Raw genomic sequence first — 20,110 nt, forward strand, 5'->3', positions numbered from 1 at the left:
GCATGAAGAAATTTTTAATAGCAACATTACTAATGTTGCCCATCTGCAGCGTAGCACAGCGTATTGCATATTATGATGCCCTTTATTTAAAAAAGCTGGCAGATATAAATGGAGGAAAGTTTCCAATAATTGACGAAAGCAGGACGGTTCTTAAATATTACTTCGGGGCGTTGCATGATGAACCTCTGCGTCTGGCAATTGATAGTAATATTTTCTTAAAACCATACTTTAAGAGAAGCGGGGTATCCGCTGGGGATAAAAATTTAGGCAGCATACCAAATCTTATAGGAGGAAGTTTAGGCAGTGTGGACATAACAGCCATTGCCAATGGGCTTGCCACTATTATGATTAAAAGAGCAAAGCAGGAACTCACCGTTGCTTTTTTTGACAGGTTTGTAAAGTATTCGGAAAAAAATCCTGAGTTCAACACGTTGTTTCCTGTTACCACCAAGAACCTTACGCAACTTATTACCTATAAATATCCACAGATGTTGCCTACACTCCGGGATGGGTTTTATGAAGATCTTAAACAAATCAGTTTGCATATTGATGATATGATTGATTTGCCGAAGTACAGGATATTGCTGAACGATTTGCCACAAATAAGAATGGCTATTCATACTTTGCGTATTGCAAATGATCTGGAAACAGGGGCTTCCAATGCGGCGGATGTTATTAAGCAGTTGGCCTCTTTCAGAGAGTTGGATGCGGTGCTGCCGGCGAATAGCCCTCTATTTAATATTAAAGGAGCGATAAAAACTGCGGCATTGTTCTCCGAAAGCATTCGAAGCGATGATAACGTATGGATAGGTGGTGATGAATTTAAGAAATTATTGAGCAATGATACATTGTTTAGTATTTACCTGGGACTTACCCGTCAGTTAGCAAAGACGCAGGATATTTCTTTTGTTGATAAAGGAGGAGTTATAACACAATTATATAAGCTGATCGATTCCAGCTCTTTTTTTATGAATCAGCAGATGTTGCAGGAACTATCCAGCCTGGGTGGTAAAGTCAATCATTCGGTGGCGGATATAAACTTAAAGAAAAACAATGGGCATCTATCAAATGAAGATTATTACAATTATATTAATGTGTCCCTGGATGTAATAGATTACTTTTTTCGTATAACAAAACCATATAGATCTGATGTGTTGCCAGATACCTATCTGCAGCTGGCAAGAGATGGGAACAGTTTATACAGGGATATTTATACCACGCATTATACACAGGGCGCCAACGATGTGCTGAACATATTAAGCGGTATCGCAGCATTAACAGGAGAGGCTAAGTCCTACAAAAATGCAAAAGATAGTATTAATAAGTTTGTAGAAAAGGTAAAGCCTTATGCTTTGTTCATGGGTAACATGGTGGATGCAAAGGGGGAGGAAGAGGTAAGCGCCGTTCTGGAAAATGTAATATTGCCGGTAGGAAGCTCTTCTATTAAAAAATTTACGAAGAACAACCTGTCTGTCCAGAGTTATTTAGGAGCATATATGTCTTCTTCCAATAGCGGCAATGCAATTAAGGGCACCTGGTCGGATAAGTTTGGGGTAACGGCTACTATAGGTATTTCCTACACGCCGGGCTGTCTGAGCTGGGGGAATCGTGGTGCGGTGAGTATATATGGGGTAATCCTTGATATCAGCGCCATTGTGGATTATAAGCTCAAAACAGACTCTGTGCCTACTGCCAGCGGAGGAAATGCCCCTGTTATTAAAAAGAATTACCAGGTACAGCTAGGGCAAATCTTTTCACCGGGCGTGTACCTGACCTACGGTTTTTTTGCTAAACTGCCGCTTTCTATCGGTTTTGGCGGACAATACGGCCCCGGGCTCTCCAAAATTAAAACAGATGAATCGGTGGCTGTAATGACCAATCCCTCCTGGCGCTGGAATTTATTTTTAGCCGTAGATCTGCCTTTTTTTACGCTGTTGAATACGAGCAAAAATAAGTGACCAGGTAATTGAAGTTGTATACTGGTATTGAGTTGTAGCCCGTTTAATAGCTGGCCTGTTGCGTTTTTTGCCCCGCCATTTGCCCAAATCAGGGGGTGTTGGTAAAGTTTAATTTTTAAAATGGATTAGGTTGTTCAAATAGATATGCTTACCTTGGGTGTAATTAATATTAATATAATGCAACAAGGAACAGTTAAATTTTTTAATGAATCCAAAGGATTTGGTTTTATTACACCTTCAAATGGTGGTCCAGACATTTTCGTTCACGTATCGGGTATTACTGGCGAACTTCGTGAAAATGACCGCGTATCTTATGAAGTAGAAAATGGTAAAAAAGGATTAAATGCAGTTAACGTAAAAGTTATCTAATTTTATATATCTTATTTATTGGAAGGGTATGCTGAACAGCATACCCTTTTTTTGTGCTATTTTTTATAAAAAGACCGGTAATAGGGAACTCCCAAAGGTTTTTTCTCCCTTCCTTAAGATCAGTTAAAGCGTTAAATCAAGCCGGATGAAAGCCTGTTATTCAGTTTTTCTACAGATTGATCCATTAGCTTCGCCCTGCTAAATGGAGATAGTATGAGGATAATAGTAGCTATGATCTTGCTTTTAACAGTAAGCTCGAATGTTTTCAGCCAACAGCATAAAAACGAAAAAATTACAGGAAAGATATTAAACGGTGATAGTAAGTTGCCTGTTGAATATGCCACTGTTATAGTTACAGACGTTATTACAGGTAAAACGATCAGCGGGGCTGTGGCAAACAACAAAGGCGTATTCGATATTAACGGTTTAAGTGCTGGCAGATTTAAAGTGATAATTGATTTTATAGGATACGAAAAAAAGATATTTGACAGTGTAGTACTCACTAACGCCAGGCCTGTTTATGATTTGGGCACGGTATACATCACTTCAGCCAGTAAATCATTGAATGAAGTAGTGGTTATTTCCCGGGCGGCAATAGTAGAAAATAAAATTGACAGGGTTGTATATAATGTTGCTAATGATGTAACATCCCAGGGTGGAGTGGCGACAGATGTATTAAAAAAGGTACCACAGGTTACAGTTGATGTTGACGGGAACGTTGAATTACAGGGCAATTCCAATATCCGTTTTCTGATCAATGGCAAACCCTCCAGCATGTTTGGTAACAGCTTGTCAGATGCGCTTGCTTCTATACCAGCCTCCCAGATTAAAAGCATCGAAGCTATCACCAGCCCGGAGGCAAAATATGATGCCCAGGGTACGGGAGGTATCATTAATATAATTTTGAAGGACAATAAAATGCAGGGCGTTAATGGTAATATCAGTCTTGCTGCCGGAACGAGGTTAGAAAACGGTTCTGTTAACCTGAACGTGCGCCACAATAATTTCGGCATGAACTTCTTCTTCAGTGGAAATGCTCAGTTAAAATCTTCTACTCCTTATTCACAGGACAGGACTTCTGCTGATTCTATCGCTAAAACAAGCACCCGTTTATTACAGTATGGTAATTCGGATTTTAACCGGGATGCATATCAGTCAGGCCTTGGGTTTGACTGGAATATAAGCAAGACAGATAACCTAAGCGGATCGGTATCCCTTAATCAATTCAATAATCGTTTGGATGGATTAACTTACCAGCAGCAATTGATCAATAGGTTAACCAATGCTTCTTCAGATACATTAAATTCACTCAGACAATCGGATACGCGCAATCATATTAATGCTGTTGACTGGAACCTTGCCTACAAAAAGAAGTTTAAGAAAGCAGGGCAGGAACTGGATGTATTATATAGTGCAAGTTATGGATCGCCATCTTCCCGTTTTCTGCAGTCCCAGTTGTATGATGGACAGACTTTACCCTATGCAGGAACATCCAGCAGTAACCCGGGCAACGACAGGCAGCATAATATTTCTATAGATTATGTACATCCGGTGAATAACAAGCTGACTATTGAAACCGGGTTAAAAACAATTTTTCATGATCTCAGCAATACTGCCGACGTTCATACCTATGATAAAAGCACCAACAGTTACCTTCCGGACCCGACACAATCATATGATTTTAATTACAGGATGAATATTTATGCGGGTTACCTGTCCGCTACTTTCTCCATGCTCAATTTTTTAGATGTTGTAGCAGGAGCAAGGTACGAATATACCAATATTCAGATGCATTTCGCGGGAACAACGGTACCATCCTACAGCAATTTGGTTCCTTCTATCATCTTATCACATAAATTCAATAAAGGGCAGTCCTTTAAACTTGCTTATACGCACAGGCTGGAACGCCCTGACAGGGAGCTTAACCCGTTTCTTAATCTTAGTGACCCCTATAACATAAGCACCGGTAACCCTGCTTTAAAACCTGAAATAGGCGACAACTTTGAATTGGGTTATAATAAATCGTTTGATAATGGTGGCAGTATTTATGTTGCCCTGATAGAACGGATCAACAGCAACGATATAAAGCCATATACCACCTTTTATCCTTCCTTTCAGATAGGGGACTCACTGTATAAGAATGTTTCAGTAACAAACCGGGTGAATATCGGATCAGAATATAATACAGGACTTATTATTACGGGATCTTTGCCTTTAACAAAAGCGCTCAATATCCGGGAAAACCTGATGGTCTTTAACAGGCACGTGGTGAATAAGCTGGATGGCGGGAACCAGACAAATGGCCTGAACTGGCGACTGAACATGAATGTCACTTACCAGCTGCCGAAAAACCTGGTAGCAGAGGCATTTGGAGAATACCGGTCATCTTTTAATAATATACAGGGCAGACAACCCAAGAGCATCTCTTATACTTTCGCTTTCAGGAAACAATTCTGGAATAAAAATGCAAGCATAGGCCTGACAGCTACAAATCCTTTTAACAAATATATCAACCAGCTTACCACCATCCATACAGCCAACTATACTTCAACTGTTTTAAGACAGATACCTTACCGCTCATTCGGTATCAGCCTGACATATAAATTCGGTAAGCTTCAATTTAAAAAAGAGAAAGAAAATGATAATAATTACCTGAATAATATACCATCAATATAAATTATACTAATCAGGAAAAATGCAGTAGCCTTCAAGTCGTTTGATTTGAAGGCTTTTTTGTGTTTGATACTTTATAAAGTACGTACCACCTTACACGTTGGGCCGCCCAGGCGCTTATTTTATCCAATTTTTGCACTGAAATATTTTTAACCAAAACACAATTATTATGAAAACTATTCAGGTGTTAAAAGTTGTTGTATTAGCAATGTTTATCCTCTTTACAATTTCCTGTAAAAAAAATAAAGACTCCCCGGTTCCTCCAACAGCATGTAACCTTGGAGCCGGCAATCATCCCAATCGCAACAATTATCAACGGATCATTGATAATTTTATGAATGCAGGTGCGGCAGGTGTGAGTGTAACGGTGATATCGCCTGAGGGTACCTGGAGCGCATGTGGGGGGAAGGCTAATATAGAGGACAATATTGATTTGACTCCTTGTCATACTTTACGCATTGGTAGCATTACAAAAGTATTTACCGCCGCAACAATCTTAAAACTGCAGGAAGAAGGTGTTTTAAATATAAAAGATAAAATCAATAAATATATTCCGGGAAGCATCACCGACCATATTGCCAATGCAAATGATGTAACCATAGAACAATGCCTGAACCATACATCCGGCATAAGAGATTATTTAGATCAAAATGTGATATCCGGGATATTGAATAAGCAAATAATTAAATACTCAGCAGAAGAGAATTTAAAATTTATTTATGATAAAAGTGCATATTTCTCACCGGGCAAGGGGATGATATACTCAAATGCTAATTATTTATTATTATCAACGGTGATAAAATATGCAACAGGTAAAAATGCCTTCGATGTAGTAACTGAAAAGATCATCCGGCCGCTTCAGCTCCAAAATACTTCTGCGAGTACGGAGTTACCTGGCACGCTAACCAGGTGTTATCATGATGTTGACAATAATGGTATAATGAAAGATTTTACCTACGCAGATAATAATGCTGTTGGCGGAGTGGGGGCATTGGATGGAGGGATTATTTCCAATTCATATGATGTAGCAAAGTTTATGGAGGCTTTATTGACTGGTAAAGTTATTTCACCAGCTTCACTGGCTCAGATGGAAACATTTACGGATATAGATCCTTCAAATCTCCCCGATGATTTAAAATATTATAAACAATATGGCTTAGGATTAATGAAAATAGAAACGGACCAGGGAACAGCCATAGGACACGACGGGCATGTATATGGTTTTATTGGAAAAGTATTTTATCTCCCGGTGCAAAAGGTAACAGTTGCCATACTTTTAAATGGGTGTTCATCAAAAACCACTGCTGTACTTAATGACAAAGGAATGTTTAATAATCTGTTCTAAACTGAATAATGGTATTGAAACCAAATAGTTAAAAGATACCTTTCCGTCCTATTGGATGACTGAAAGATTACAGACCTCACGCCTGGCGTGGGGTTTTCTTTTTTACGCCATAATAGGGGTAAAACGATTTTCAGCTGTCGTATTCCTGTAAGGGTATCTTATGTGTGCCTGCAATGACTTACGCATGAATCCGGATAAATAATATAAGCAATGTTCTTTGTTGTTGGAATCATCTTAGCCTTTTTCCTTGATCTGTTATTGATCAGTAAAAAAGGGAAAACGCTGGCTGATAAAGTGCTGGCCTTTTGGTTGTGCTGTATAGGCATTCATTTACTGTTTTTTTACCTGACTTATTTCCACGGGAGTTTTACTGAACGTCCCTGGGCACTTGGAATTGAGATCCCGCTGCCGCTTTTGCATGGCCCTTTTCTCTATTTGTATACGGCCGCCCTGACCCGGCAGTTTCCTCATAAATGGAAATTTATGCTGCTTCACTTTGTTCCGGCTATCGTTTCTTATCTGTACCTGGTCAGGTTTTATCGCTTGCCGGATGAACAAAAGATCTTTGTTTACCTGAACAAAGGACGCGGGTTTGAGCTGTTTACCATGCTGAATCTTTTTGTCATTATCCTATCGGGTATAACATATATCGTTTGGTCGGCGATTTTGTTGAAAAAGTATCACCGCTCTCTCTTTGATCAGTTTTCATATACAGAGAAAATTAATTTAAAATGGCTGCAATACCTGATATATGGCATCACGATCATCTGGCTTTTTGTTATACTGAACAGGGAGGAATTAGTTTTTGGAGCTGTTGTTGTATTCGTTATTTTCATAGGATATTTTGGCATTAAGCAGGTCGGTATCTTTACTCATACCGGTTATAATTATCAGGATAGGAATGTGCAGGTTTATAAGCATACAGTAATACCCCAACAAATAGCAGCGGTGGCCATTCCTGCAAAAGAAGCACCAGCTTCAGAGGAAGGAGGGGACCTGACCGGAATTTTAGAGGATGAAGTGAGTGCGGATGATCATCCTGATAAAAAGAAGTATTCCAAATCAGGACTTACAGGAGCTGTAGCGGGAAACCTGCACCAGGAGCTTACACAAATGATGGAAAACAAAAAGTTGTTTTCGGAAAGTGAACTGTCACTTGCTGAATTGGCTAAAGAATTGCATACGCATCCCAACTATTTATCTCAGATTATAAATGAACTGGAGGGGAAGAATTTTTATGAATATATCAATACGCTTCGTATTGAAGAATTTAAAAGGCTTATTTCCAATCCTGATAATCATCAATTCACTTTGCTGTCTTTGGCATATGAATGCGGCTTTAATTCAAAATCTTCTTTTAACAGATATTTTAAAAAAGCTACGGGACTGTCTCCTTCCGCATATCTGCGTAGTCTTAATATGGAAGAGATGCCAACAGGAATAAAAGGTATCGGTGTGTAAAGCCACCAGTCTTATGCTCCGCCCTTTTCAACAACGCTGCTCAGGCCATCTGCCGGCAGTTTTACTTATGCACTCAATAGTTATATAACCTCCGGGTTTACACAAACGTTTGTGTAAGTTTAGTATTTATGAACTTTGTATAGTATTCTAGTTGTATATTTATACTATATTTTGATATAGTAATACTAAACACCTGTTTATCACCAAAATCTATTTGTTATGAAATTGTTTCATCTGAAACTACGGGCAATACTGTGCACGGCATTGGCAGTATTGACGGGATTAAACGTGGCCTTTGCCCAATCTGAAATAAGGGGGGCAGTGACTGATGCCAACAACCAGTCTATAATAGGTGCGTCGGTATTAATTAAAGGAACAAAAAAAGGTACCACTACAGATGCGCAGGGGCACTTTGTTATTAATGCCAGTGCCAATGCCACCCTTACCTTTAGCTTCATAGGATTTGACGCTAAAGAAGTGCCTGTAAATAACCGGACAAACATCACCGTGGTATTGCAATCTAAAGATGAAGGATTAAATGAAGTAGTAGTAACAGCGTTGGGTATTAAAAAGGAAAAGAAAGCAGTAGGCTACGCTGTACAGGAAGTAAAAGGCGCTGAGTTGGTGAAAGCCAGAGAGCCTAACGTCATCAATTCACTCACCGGAAAAGTAGCAGGCTTACGTATTGCTACCTCTACTGACCTTTTCGGAGATCCGGGGATTTCCCTGCGGGGAAAAAGTACCATCATTGTGGTAGATGGTGTCCGGATAAATTCCAATTCATGGAACCTGAGTGCAGATGATATTGAAAGTTTTTCTGTCCTGAAAGGCCCTTCTGCTGCTGCATTGTATGGGTCAGATGGTATTAATGGTGCTATCCAGATCACGACTAAAAGAGGTTCTAAAAATAAACGGGGATATTCAGTTGAGTTCAATTCCAGCACCCAGGTGCAAACAGGGTTTAATGCCAAACCTGGTTTACAATCTGAATATGGCCCCGGCTCAGACTTTCAATACGAATTTGTGGATGGTAGTGGTGGCGGCACCAACGATGCAGATTATGATGTGTGGGGGCCACGTTTTGAAGGGCAAATGATCAATCAGTGGGATAGTAAAATAGATCCGAACACCGGCAAATTGATGCCGTTGCCCTGGACCGCAAAAGGAAAAAATAACCTGACTAACTTTTTGCAAAAGGGATTGCTGTCTTCTAATAACCTGGCTGTTTCAGCCAATAATGACAAAGGGGATATCCGTTTCTCCATGACACAATTATATCAAAAGGGAATGGTGCCAAATACCAAACTCAATGCTACAAATATCAATTTTTCAGGAGGGTTGAATATTACTAAAAAACTCAGGCTGGAATCCAATATCAATTATAACAAACAATATACGCCGAACATACCCAGCTTTGGCTACCAGCCAAGCAGCCCGATCTACGCCATGATGGTATGGGGAGCGGCGAATTATGATGTAAGGGATTTAAGAGATTACTGGCAGCCGGGTAAAGTAGGTACACAACAAAAGAATGTTGAGTACTATCAATATTCTAATCCATATTTTATTGCTTATGAAGAATTACAAGGTTATTATAAGGATGATATTTATGGGTATGTTAAATTAAAGTACAATATTGCCGATAACTTTGATATTCATTTGCGTTCTAACGTTAGCACAAACTATGTGAACACGCAAAACCGTTACCCGATTTCTACTTCACAGTATAATGGTGATGGAGGATATTTTCAAAAAGGAGGATATAATGAATCCTATAATTACTTCTGGGAAAACAATACGGATGTATTAGCTACCTATACAAAGGATCTTACTTCAAATTTTTCTTTTAAAGGATCGGCCGGTGCGAATCTGTTATCCAGAAGAACAAATTATCAATATAGTCATACCAACAATGGTTTGCTGGTACCTCAGTTATGGACGGTGCAGAATAGCGTAGATCCGTCTTCTACTGAAACTGACAAGGCAACCTATCAAAGAAAGAGTGCTTATGCATTAGCTGATTTTGATTACAAGAGAATGCTCTTTCTTAGTTTAACCGGTCGTGTTGACCAGGCTTCTACATTGCCGCAAAGCAAAGGCGCCTATTTCTATCCATCGGTATCACTCAGTGCATTAATATCTGAAATGGTAAAACTGCCTTCTTTTGTTTCCTATGCTAAACTGAGGGCCTCTTACGCCAAAGTAGGAAATGATGGGCTGCCTGCAAGTCCTGGTTACTCCAGTTATTATAAACTGGCGCCTACTTATTCTACCGGTGTGAGGTGGAATGGAAATCCCTCTTTGTATTATGATGGTACACTGTACGATCCGGGAATTTCTCCTGAATTTAATAAGTCGTTGGAGTTTGGCGGAGATTTCCGTTTCCTGAAAAACAGGTTAGGTATTGATCTTACTTATTTCAGGAATATAGAAGGCCCCAGTATATTTTATCTGCCGCTTTCTGCCACCAGCGGAGCTACCTCTCTGCAGCGTAATGGTTTAACCTACAACCGCAAAGGTGTTGAACTGATTTTAACAGGCAGCCCAGTCAGATCAAAGAACTTCAGTTGGGATGTAACCATCAACTGGTCAACTCAGCAACGGTACCTGAAAGGAGTGTATGATACATTAAATGCTTACAATCGGGTGAAAGTAGGTGAAAGAACAGATAAATTATTCCTGACAGACTTTCAAAGAACACCGGATGGCCAGGTTGTTTACAGTGCCACCAGCGGAAGACCTTTAAAAAACAGCTATACTACCTTCCAGGGCTATACGAATGAAAGATGGATGGGTAGTTTACAGAATACTTTCCGGTACAGGAATCTGAGCCTGAGCTTTATGTTTGATGGCCGTTACGGTGGTAAGCTGGTGAATTACGTCAGTCAGAAACAATGGCAGGCCGGAGCAGCTCCAGGATCAGCGAATGAATACCGGCTGGATGACTGGAACAACAGGAATACCGCTAATTATAAAGGTACCTACGTTGGACAAGGGGTAAATATTACCGGTGGTTCTCTGGTAGTAGATGGAAATGGAAATGTTATTGCTGACTCAAGGAAATTTCAGGCAAATACAACAACAGTTAAATGGGAATCTTTTGCAAAAGGTTATTGGGGAAGTGAAGTTCCCAACCTGGTGGATAAATCTTATATGAAACTCAGGGAGGTGACAATTTCCTACACAGTGCCGCAAAGCCTGTTGTCCGGACAAAAGCTTTTCAATGCTGCTTCCCTTACGCTGGTAGGTCGTAACCTCTGGTATCTCACGAAAGATAAAAATGCACGCAACATCGATCTTGATCAGTGGACCAGCGGAAGTACCAATCTTGAAACTCCTTCTGTAAAAAGTTTTGGTGTGAATATCAACCTCACTTTTTAACCTTAAAAATAAAAACAATGAAGCTTATATATAACAGATGGATGCTTGCCATAGTAGCCATTTCTATACTATTCACCGGCTGCAGAAAAATTGATGATCTTCAGAAAAACCCGAATGTATCAGATCAGGCATCGCCGAAGTTGCTTTTAACCGGTATTGAATATGATATGTATGATAACGCATGGAGCGGATATTCTTATGCCCACCGTATGGCACAGTTCTTTGTGTTGAATTTTGATTATTATGGTAACCAGTCGTATTCATGGGGCGCAGGCGGCTACGATTTATATACCACTTTGCGCAATGTTGACCGCCTGGAAATTGAAGCATCCAAACAAGGAGCCAATATGGTAACAGCCAACTATAAGGCAATTGCCAAATTTATGAGGGCCTGGGCATATAGTCGTATGACAGAACAAATGGGCGATATCCCTTTAAGTGATGCTATGAAGGCCCCTAAAGGTATTTATTACCCAAAATACGATCAGCAAAAAGAGGTGTTTAAACAGTGTTTGCAATGGCTGGACGATGCAAACACGCAACTCGACAGCATCAACAAAATTAACCCTGCCACTGCTGTAGAAGGTGATGTGTTTTTTAATGGCGACATCAGCAAGTGGAGAAAGGCGGTGAATTCCCTGTCCCTCAGAATTCTCATCACCCTGAGCAAAAAAGAAAACGATGCTGACCTGAATATTAAGCAACGTTTCAATACTATTGTAAGTAATCCGGCCAAATACCCGGTGATGACAGATAACAACGATAATCTGCAGATGACTTACAATAGCACCGATAAGAGCAACAACTTCCCGCTCTATCCCAGTGGTGGATTGTTTTATGTTAACAGGAACCCACTGGGAGCTACCTGGGTGGATATTCTTACTTCATTAAAGGATAGCAGGATCTTCAAAATTGCCCAGCCGGCAGCCGGTATAGCAGATGATCCCCTGAATCCTTTTGCCCGGTATAAAGGTGCGAAGACCGGCGATATTCAAAGCTATGTACAGGATCAGACCAACCAGGGAAAATATGCGAGCCTGAGTCAGGCTTATTGGTTGAAAGATGCCAGTGGTATTCCCTGTATTCAATTAAGTGTGAGTGAAACCTGTTTTAATATAGCAGAAGGTATCAACAGGGGTTGGGCAAATGGCGATGCCGCAGCCAGCTATACAAAAGGGATTGAACTGTCATCCGGGTTTTATGGAGTAACGCAGTCACCCCTCTTCTGGATACAACCTGAAGTAGCTTATAAAGGCAATAATGCAGCCGGCCTGAATCAGATCCTCACACAGAAGTATGTTGCGTTTTTTGAAAATTCAGGCTATGAGGCATATTATAACTACAGAAGAACGGGTGTACCCACATTTAATATTGGTCCATCTAATGAAAATACGGGATTAATACCGGTACGTTTCAGTTACCCGCAATCAGAATATACCAACAATGGTGCAAATGTACAAGCCGCTGTTCAAAGCCAGTTTGGTGGCTCTGATACACGTAATGATGTAATGTGGTTGTTAAAATAGTTTTTTATTTAAGCAGCGCCGTTGAAACGGTTTTCGTTTCGGCGGCTCTCTTTATTTAGTTTATATCATAAAATAAAACCAGTGATGAGCAGTATTTCAAGACAAGCATTTTCAGCAAATGGTATTAATTATCAACCATCCGCAAAACCTATCGTAGTTATTTGTATGGATGGTTCGGCAGATGAATATCTTGATACCACCATGGCATTTGATCGTATGCCCAATCTTAAGAAAATGGCAATAGCCGGTTACCGGGGCATGGTGCGTGGTGCTTTACCATCTTTTACCAATGTTAATAATTCATCCATTGTAACGGGTGTTTCTCCGGCAGTACATGGTATCAGCGGCAACTTTTTTTATGATGCTGCCAAAGACCAGGAAGTGATGATGAATTCTGCGGAATATCTGAGAGCAGAAACCTTACTGGCGGCTGCTGCCAACGCCGGAAGAAAAGTAGCGGTGGTTACTGCCAAAGAAAAACTAAGGGATATCCTTTCCCATAAAATGAAAGGCATTGCTATTTCTGCAGAAAAAGCCAACCAGGCAAAGAGTGAAACGCATGGTGTGGCCGGTGTTGAAGAAATTGTAGGTCATCCTACCCCGGTGATTTACAGTGCAGATGCGAGTTTGTTTGTACTGCGTGCAGGCGTTGCCTTTATAGAAAAAGGATTAGCTGATTTTCTTTACCTGTCGCTGACAGATTATATGCAGCATACCTATGCTCCTGATGCAGAAGAATCACTGGCTTTTTATGAAGCAATGGATGCAGAGATCGGAAAGCTGCTGCAACTGGGTGCTATTGTTGGCGCAACGGCAGACCATGGGATGAATGCAAAAGTGAAAGCCGATGGCAGCCCCAATGTATTATTTGTGGAAGATATGCTGGAAGAAAAATTCGGAGAGAATGGTTTCCGCGTTATCTGTCCCATTACCGATCCATATGTAAAACATCACGGCGCATTAGGTTCCTATGTGGTAGTACACGTGAATGATAAAACAAAGATCAACGAAATAAAAAACTGGCTGGCTATACAACCCGGTATTACGGAAGTGTATGATAAAGCCACTGCAGTACGTGTGCTGGAGCAACCCGAAGACCGTATTGGTGATCTTGTTGTTTTATCCGGAAGAGATGTTGTAGTTGGCCGTCGCCCGCAATATCACGACCTGTCTGCATTAGATGGAACGCTGCGTTCGCATGGCGGACGTTATGAAGAAATGGTGCCAATGGTTATTTCACATCCGTTGAATGCTGCGTATAAGATGAAAGCAGCCGGCGACCCCAGGAACTTTGACATTTTTGATTTTACGATTAATGGCACAAATGCTTAAACACAACGAATTAGAGATGTCCCATTGTTAGCAATGAAATTCTTTAAATAAACGCTGATGAAGTGGCAAATGGAGGAAGGCATACTTGTGAAACGATGCAGGTTTTTGTATGCTATTTATAAAAATGCAAATAAAAATATATTATGAGCAACCCTCTGATTTCAACACCAAAAGGAAAAACCGGTGGCACAAATGGCGCAGCAGTTATTGAGCGTCCTTGTTACGTAGCAGGGAAACCTATTGTGTCAGATAATATATTGGAAGTCCGCAGCCCTTATGATCAGCGGCTGGTGGGAACAGTGAAGCTGGCCAACGCAGCTCATGTGGAAGAGGCCATTGAAACGGCATTAAAAGGCGGACAAAAATTATCGAGATACGAGCGTTACAGCATATTAGAAAAAACAAGGCAATTGTTGACTGAGCGAAAAGAAGAATTCGCGCAGGTGATCAGTGCTGAATCTGGTCTTGCCATAACAGAAGCAAGATATGAAACAGGCCGGGCACATGATGTACTTATGTTTGCTGCCATAGAATCTTTAAAAGATGATGGGCAGATTTTTTCCTGCGATATTTCGCCAAGTGGCAAAGCCCGTAAGATTTTCACGCTCCGTGAACCCTTGTCACTGGCAGTTTGCATCACACCTTTCAATCACCCTTTAAACCAGGTAGTTCATAAAATTGCGCCGGCTATTGCGGTGGGTACACCGGTTATTCTGAAGCCTTCAGAAAAAACGCCGCTCACCGCCATTAAACTGGTGGAATTGATGTATGAAGCGGGCTTGCCGCATTACATGCTGAGTGTATTGCTGGGGCCTACCAAAGAAATAGCTGAACCGCTTGTAAAAGATAACAGAGTAGAGATTGTTTCATTTACAGGAAGTGTGGCGGTAGGAAAACATATTGCAGCAGCAGCAGGGTACAAAAAAGTGATCCTGGAATTGGGTGGCAATGATCCCCTCATTATTATGGAAGATGCTGACCTTGATAAAGCGGTATTTCTTGCTGCAGAAGGTTCTTTCCGTAATAGTGGTCAGCGCTGTACGGCAGTAAAAAGGATACTGGTGCATGAAAAAATAAAAGATGCTTTCATAGAGAAGTTTGTGCCTAAAGCAAAAGAATATATCTGTGGCGACCCTGCTGATGAGAAAACAAAAGTAGGGACCGTGATTGATGAAGCTGCTGCCATTTACCTTGAAACGGTTGTAAAGAAAGCCATTGAACAGGGCGCAAAAGTTATCCTGGATGGCAAAAGAAAGGGTGCGTTGTTTGGGCCAACAGTGATCGTTGACGTACCAAGGAATGCCGAAATGATAGTGCATGAATCATTCGGGCCTTTAGCGCCGATCGTAACATTTAAAGATATTGATGATGCAATTGCCTTGAGCAATTCCACCGCTTATGGATTATCGAGCGGTGTTGTTACCAACAATATGGAGTATGCACTCCGGTTTGTGAAAGAATTAAAGGTAGGAACAGTAAACATCAATGAAGTACCTGGTTACCGTATTGAAAGTTCTCCGTTTGGAGGGGTTAAAGATTCGGGACTGGGAGTGAAGGAAGGCGTTATAGAAGCAATGAAATGCTTCACGTATGTAAAAACGTTTTCGATGCCGTGGTAATGGGAAACTGAATTATTCAACCATTACCAGGAAAGAAAAGAGACGGATGAAAAACAGAAAGTGTTTGCCATATCCCTGACTCAATACCATCAATAAAAAAATTATGAAAAATAATTTGTGATGAAATCTAAAGTGAGTATACTAACCAATCAACTCAACAGGTCGAAACATTTTTTTATTGCATGGTCTATGGTAGCTGCTTTCGGCACTTACTTCTGCATGTATGCCTTCCGTAAGCCATTTAATGCCGGTACTTACAGTGGTGATCATTTTTTTGGAATGGATTACAAAGCCATATTGATCATCGCACAGGCACTCGGGTATATGTCGTCAAAATTTATTGGCATCAAAGTTATCTCCGAGTTAAAACCTAAAAATCGTCAGCGGCTGATCATTGGTTTAATTGTATTCGCTGAGATCAGCTTATTGTTCTTTGGTCTTGCACGTGCGCCGTACAATTTTGTTTTTCTTTTTTTTAACGGGCTTCCATTAGGTATGGTGTGGGGGATTATTTTTAATTACCTGGAAGGCAGGCGATTTACTGAGGTATTGGGCATGGGCCTGAGTATCAGCCTGATTGTTTCATCAGGAATTTTAAAAACAGTTTACTTCACTATACATGGATGGTTGCCTGCTGTTTCAGAGTTCTGGCTTCCCTGCGTGATCGGGCTTATTTTTCTGCCTTTATTTCTTTTTTTCTCATGGATGCTTGCTATGATCCCTGCGCCGACAGAGACGGATAAACTGTTGCGTGCAGAGCGTTTGCCTATGACCGCCGTGGACAAAAAAAATGTATTGAAGGAGTTGGGATGGGGCATTTTATGCTTTGTATTGATGTACACTTTTTTAACCACCATGCGTGATTTCCGGGACAATTTTTCAGTAGAGATCTGGAATGAAATTCAACCTTCATGGGATAAAACGGTGTTTTCAAAAACAGAAATGATCAGTGGGAGTGTGGTTTTATTTGCTGTTGGGTGCCTGTCACTGATACGAAATAATATCAGGGGCTTTTGGGGTACACAATGGCTGATCACTTTTGGTGTATTGCTTTGCGGTGGAAGCACTTTGCTTTTTCAAATACACCGGCTGGAGCCATTTTGGTGGATGCTGTTGTCTGGCATGGGCCTGTTTCTTGCCTATATTCCTATACAGGTGGCGGTTTTTGAGCGGATCATTGCTTTGTTTAAGTTAAAAGCCAATGCAGGTTTTTTTATTTATATCTGCGATTCCATTGGTTATCTCGGGAGTGTTGGTTTGCTTTTGTATAAAGAGTTTTTTATGAGAGATACCAGCTGGTCAAAAATGTTGATGCGTTTTAGTTACCTGCTTACTTTGATCTGTACCGTATTGCTGCTGATCATTGTTGTGTTTTTTAATCGCAGGCTGGGCGTAAAAGGCCCGGTCATAAAAAAACTGGGAAAACTTCAAACACTAAATTAATTAACATGAGTCAAAAGAAATTATTATTTACACCAGGTCCGCTTTCTACCTCACTTACTGTGAAAGAGGCTATGCTACAGGATGTTGGGTCGAGAGATGATGAATTTGTACAGGCCGTTAAACAAACCCGCAGTGAATTATTGACGCTGGCAGATGTTTCAAAGGAAGAAGGTTATGAATCGGTATTGATGCAGGGTTCAGGGACATTTGGTATTGAAAGTGTTGTTAGCAGTGTGATTGGCAAAAACGATGCATTACTTATTTTAGCGAATGGTGCTTATGGCGAACGAATGGTAAAGATGGCAAACATTCATCAGCTCCATCACCATGTGATGCGGTTTGCGGAGGATGAAATTGTAACAGCCGCCGCCACAGAAAAATTTTTAGCGGCGCATCCCGAAGTAACACATGTAGCCTGTATTCATAGTGAAACAACAACCGGACTTTTTAATCCTGTGGAGGAAATTGGCGCTGTTTGCAAAATGTATAACAAGGTTTTTATTGTGGATGCCATGAGCAGTTTCGGTGGTGTGAAGATGGATATGAAGGCGATGCAGATTGATTTTTTGGTATCTTCCTCCAACAAGTGTATTGAAGGTGTTCCCGGTTTTGCATTTGCCATTTGCAAAAAAAATGAATTGGAAAAAGCCAAAGGACAGGCCAGAAGTTTGAGCCTTGATTTGTATGAACAATGGGCCGGACTGGAAGCCAACGGACAATTCAGATTTACACCACCAACCCTGAGTATCATGGCTTTCCGCCAGGCTTTGGAAGAACTGAAGGAAGAAGGCGGTGTGGCTGCCAGGGAAAAACGTTATAAGGAAAACAAATCTGTTTTAGATACAGGCATGTCGGAACTGGGCTTCAAACAATACCTTCCCCCCGCAATCCAGGGGCATATCATTACTTCCTTTCTTTATCCTGATGATCCGGCGTTTAATTTCGAACGGTTCTATGAAAAGCTTAACAAACGTGGCTTTGTAATTTATCCGGGTAAATTGGGGAAGGCAAATGCCTTCCGTATTGGCAACATCGGACAGATATTCCCGGCAGATGTAAAGGCTTTGATCATTGCCATAAAAGAGGTGATGAAAGAAGAGCGTAGTGTTGGAACAGTAGCTGGTACTACCTTACATTCATAGCCTAGCAGGAGCCTGTCACGGGCTAAAGCGCTTCAAATTGAAAGATTTGAAGCGCTTTTGTTTTTCTTAATAATTCTATGGATGCGGCTTTCATCAATTTTTTATAATTTTAATTGGCGATGGGTAAAGGTGAAAACGCATCATCCGGACTTAATCCCCAACACTTAATTAAAATGACATTAGAATGTTAAAATATTACTTCCATTAAAATATAAAAAAGACTATCTTTTAGCCATCAAATATTTCTTTTGATGCCAACCGAATCTGAAAACCATTTTTTGCTTATGCCGGATTTTTTGCACCCAACTTTGCAACAGTAAACCCATATAAAACCAATTCTCTAAAAAACATTAGAGGGAATTACATTTTACAATAATCTCAAACAGATTGCTATGAAAAAACTATCATTTTTATTTCTTTTTGCTTTTGTAACACTAACGCTATCCTCTTTTATACCAACAGATAGTAATAAAAGTATGAGTCACAAAACAGTATCAGTTCCATCAGGTACAGCGCTTGGTTATATTGTTGATGGAACTTACGTTTATACTTTTTTTGCTGACCTGTCTAAACCGGCTCCGCAACCTATTACTTACATTGAAGTTCAGAAAGCCAGTACAGGACAGGATTTAGCAGTGGTTAGCTTTTCGGGAACAGTGCTTCATTGGAAATTCCTTCAGTATCAGATCAACGGTACAGCAACTGTTCAGTTTTACGACGGTACTACACTTGTAACAAAAGACCTGACCGGCGTGATACAGGGAGGAATTTTGCCATAATAAATTATTCAGTTTACTGTTGCGCTCCGGGAGATGTTTTATTAAGCATCCCCGGGGATTTTTATTTGTACCTGGTGATGCTGTTAATAACAGCGCACAATAAAAAAGGTTACACTGGCACGATCTGAGGAGTGTAACCTTTCTCATCTGTAATGATGATAATTATTTTTCAATGCATCCTACCAGGCTGACTTATTGATAGAGGTAGTTTAATGCAATGATATCATTGGCATTAAATGTACGGTCCCCGCCATTAGAACAGGCGAGCATCCATGAATCTGCATCCGGGCCACTTGGTGTTCCGGGGATATTGACAGCACCTATGCCGCCATCTCCTTCGTCTACGGGATCACCACCGCAACTGTAAGAACGGTCCATATAATCTGTATGGCGCATTCCAATACAATGTCCGATTTCGTGCTGAATGACAGACCCTACATACAACACATCAGGGTTGCTTCCATAAGCATCAGGATGTGTGTTCATCTGAACAAGATTGAATGGATCTCCGGCATCTGTAGGAAAACCAGATGAGCCTAATGTAATATAACCACCACTGGGGCCTTCATAAAAGCCCTGGATAGTAATATCAGCATTACCACTGCTGATGCGCTGAAACTGTACACGAAGGTTCAGTGCATTATAGCGCTGGATAGCCAGGTCTGTTCCCTGTACAAAAGCGCTACCCAGGCCAGTTACGAGCACCGTGATAACACGTGGCAATCCACTTACCTGGTTGTTGGTAACGTACTGTTCTGTTTTTGCAATTCTTAATTTATTGGCAGTAGCTTTTTTTGCAAGGTCCTTTGTGCTCAGGAAAATATCGCCCTCTACAAGATAGCCGCCATTTACTGCATGTACATTTCTTGTACTGAATCCTTTTGTTTTGATTTGTGCTAAAACAGCATCAGGAACTTTTACTTTTTCAATACTACGTTGTTTGTTATCCTTCTGGCAGGAAATAACCAGCGAAGCTGCCATCAGGCAGATACAAAATAACAGGGTTTGATTTTTCATTGATGGAGATTTTGGGTTTTTAAATTATACTATCGTGCCTGCATGAAAAAAAGGTATACTACAGC

13 protein-coding genes are annotated in these 20,110 nt (G+C 40.7%); 12 read left to right on the forward strand and 1 reads right to left on the reverse strand.

What is annotated here, in order from left to right:
• Positions 1–2 precede the first annotated feature (2 nt).
• The 12 genes from CLV51_RS20270 to CLV51_RS20325 all read left to right on the forward strand — a co-directional run bounded on the left by CLV51_RS20270 (position 3) and on the right by CLV51_RS20325 (position 19,028).
• Complete coding sequence (locus CLV51_RS20270; protein WP_106529902.1) at positions 3–1,958, forward strand: hypothetical protein; 1,956 nt, start codon at positions 3–5, stop codon at positions 1,956–1,958.
• A gap of 177 nt (positions 1,959–2,135) precedes the next feature.
• A complete protein-coding gene (locus CLV51_RS20275) occupies positions 2,136–2,327 on the forward strand; it encodes a cold-shock protein (protein ID WP_106530071.1) in 192 nt (63 codons plus the stop codon).
• Positions 2,328–2,540: 213 nt separating this feature from the next.
• Positions 2,541–5,003 (forward strand): TonB-dependent receptor, encoded by a 2,463-nt coding sequence (locus tag CLV51_RS20280; protein WP_106529903.1) that lies wholly within the window; start codon positions 2,541–2,543, stop codon positions 5,001–5,003.
• A 166-nt stretch (positions 5,004–5,169) separates the two neighbouring features.
• Positions 5,170–6,345, forward strand: a complete 1,176-nt coding sequence (locus tag CLV51_RS20285; RefSeq protein ID WP_106529904.1) for a serine hydrolase domain-containing protein — start codon at positions 5,170–5,172, stop codon at positions 6,343–6,345.
• Between the two features lie 210 nt (positions 6,346–6,555).
• Complete coding sequence (locus CLV51_RS20290) at positions 6,556–7,806, forward strand: helix-turn-helix domain-containing protein (RefSeq protein WP_106529905.1); 1,251 nt, start codon at positions 6,556–6,558, stop codon at positions 7,804–7,806.
• A 219-nt stretch (positions 7,807–8,025) separates the two neighbouring features.
• On the forward strand, positions 8,026–11,187 hold the full coding sequence (locus tag CLV51_RS20295; protein WP_106529906.1) for a SusC/RagA family TonB-linked outer membrane protein: 3,162 nt from the start codon (positions 8,026–8,028) through the stop codon (positions 11,185–11,187).
• Positions 11,188–11,204: 17 nt separating this feature from the next.
• Positions 11,205–12,713 carry a SusD/RagB family nutrient-binding outer membrane lipoprotein gene (locus CLV51_RS20300; RefSeq protein WP_106529907.1) on the forward strand — a complete coding sequence of 503 codons (1,509 nt, stop codon included), beginning with the start codon at positions 11,205–11,207 and terminating at the stop codon, positions 12,711–12,713.
• An 84-nt stretch (positions 12,714–12,797) separates the two neighbouring features.
• A complete protein-coding gene (phnA, locus tag CLV51_RS20305) occupies positions 12,798–14,045 on the forward strand; it encodes a phosphonoacetate hydrolase (protein ID WP_106529908.1) in 1,248 nt (415 codons plus the stop codon).
• Between the two features lie 143 nt (positions 14,046–14,188).
• On the forward strand, positions 14,189–15,664 hold the full coding sequence (gene phnY, locus CLV51_RS20310; RefSeq protein WP_106529909.1) for a phosphonoacetaldehyde dehydrogenase: 1,476 nt from the start codon (positions 14,189–14,191) through the stop codon (positions 15,662–15,664).
• A 120-nt stretch (positions 15,665–15,784) separates the two neighbouring features.
• A complete protein-coding gene (locus CLV51_RS20315) occupies positions 15,785–17,107 on the forward strand; it encodes a DUF5690 family protein (RefSeq protein ID WP_106529910.1) in 1,323 nt (440 codons plus the stop codon).
• 5 nt (positions 17,108–17,112) lie between these two features.
• The gene (locus CLV51_RS20320) at positions 17,113–18,249 is read left to right on the forward strand and encodes a 2-aminoethylphosphonate--pyruvate transaminase (RefSeq protein WP_106529911.1); all 1,137 of its coding nucleotides are present in this window, start codon (positions 17,113–17,115) and stop codon (positions 18,247–18,249) included.
• Between the two features lie 392 nt (positions 18,250–18,641).
• On the forward strand, positions 18,642–19,028 hold the full coding sequence (locus tag CLV51_RS20325; protein ID WP_106529912.1) for a hypothetical protein: 387 nt from the start codon (positions 18,642–18,644) through the stop codon (positions 19,026–19,028).
• Positions 19,029–19,220: 192 nt separating this feature from the next.
• Here CLV51_RS20325 and CLV51_RS20330 read toward each other — a convergent pair whose 3' ends face one another.
• Complete coding sequence (locus tag CLV51_RS20330) at positions 19,221–20,045, reverse strand: M57 family metalloprotease (protein ID WP_106529913.1); 825 nt, start codon at positions 20,043–20,045, stop codon at positions 19,221–19,223.
• Positions 20,046–20,110: the final 65 nt, after the last annotated feature.

This window comes from Chitinophaga niastensis, from assembly GCF_003014755.1.
Classification (GTDB): domain Bacteria; phylum Bacteroidota; class Bacteroidia; order Chitinophagales; family Chitinophagaceae; genus Chitinophaga; species Chitinophaga niastensis.

Coding starts and splice junctions, on each gene's coding strand:
- CLV51_RS20290 (WP_106529905.1), top strand. CDS start 6,556: ATGTTCTTTGTTGTTGGAATCATCTTAGCCTTTTTCCTTGATCTGTTA.
- CLV51_RS20295 (WP_106529906.1), top strand. CDS start 8,026: ATGAAATTGTTTCATCTGAAACTACGGGCAATACTGTGCACGGCATTG.
- CLV51_RS20300 (WP_106529907.1), top strand. CDS start 11,205: ATGAAGCTTATATATAACAGATGGATGCTTGCCATAGTAGCCATTTCT.
- CLV51_RS20320 (WP_106529911.1), top strand. CDS start 17,113: ATGAGTCAAAAGAAATTATTATTTACACCAGGTCCGCTTTCTACCTCA.
- CLV51_RS20270 (WP_106529902.1), top strand. CDS start 3: ATGAAGAAATTTTTAATAGCAACATTACTAATGTTGCCCATCTGCAGC.
- CLV51_RS20285 (WP_106529904.1), top strand. CDS start 5,170: ATGAAAACTATTCAGGTGTTAAAAGTTGTTGTATTAGCAATGTTTATC.
- CLV51_RS20330 (WP_106529913.1), bottom strand. CDS start 20,045: ATGAAAAATCAAACCCTGTTATTTTGTATCTGCCTGATGGCAGCTTCG.
- CLV51_RS20325 (WP_106529912.1), top strand. CDS start 18,642: ATGAAAAAACTATCATTTTTATTTCTTTTTGCTTTTGTAACACTAACG.
- CLV51_RS20275 (WP_106530071.1), top strand. CDS start 2,136: ATGCAACAAGGAACAGTTAAATTTTTTAATGAATCCAAAGGATTTGGT.
- phnA (WP_106529908.1), top strand. CDS start 12,798: ATGAGCAGTATTTCAAGACAAGCATTTTCAGCAAATGGTATTAATTAT.
- CLV51_RS20315 (WP_106529910.1), top strand. CDS start 15,785: ATGAAATCTAAAGTGAGTATACTAACCAATCAACTCAACAGGTCGAAA.
- CLV51_RS20280 (WP_106529903.1), top strand. CDS start 2,541: ATGAGGATAATAGTAGCTATGATCTTGCTTTTAACAGTAAGCTCGAAT.
- phnY (WP_106529909.1), top strand. CDS start 14,189: ATGAGCAACCCTCTGATTTCAACACCAAAAGGAAAAACCGGTGGCACA.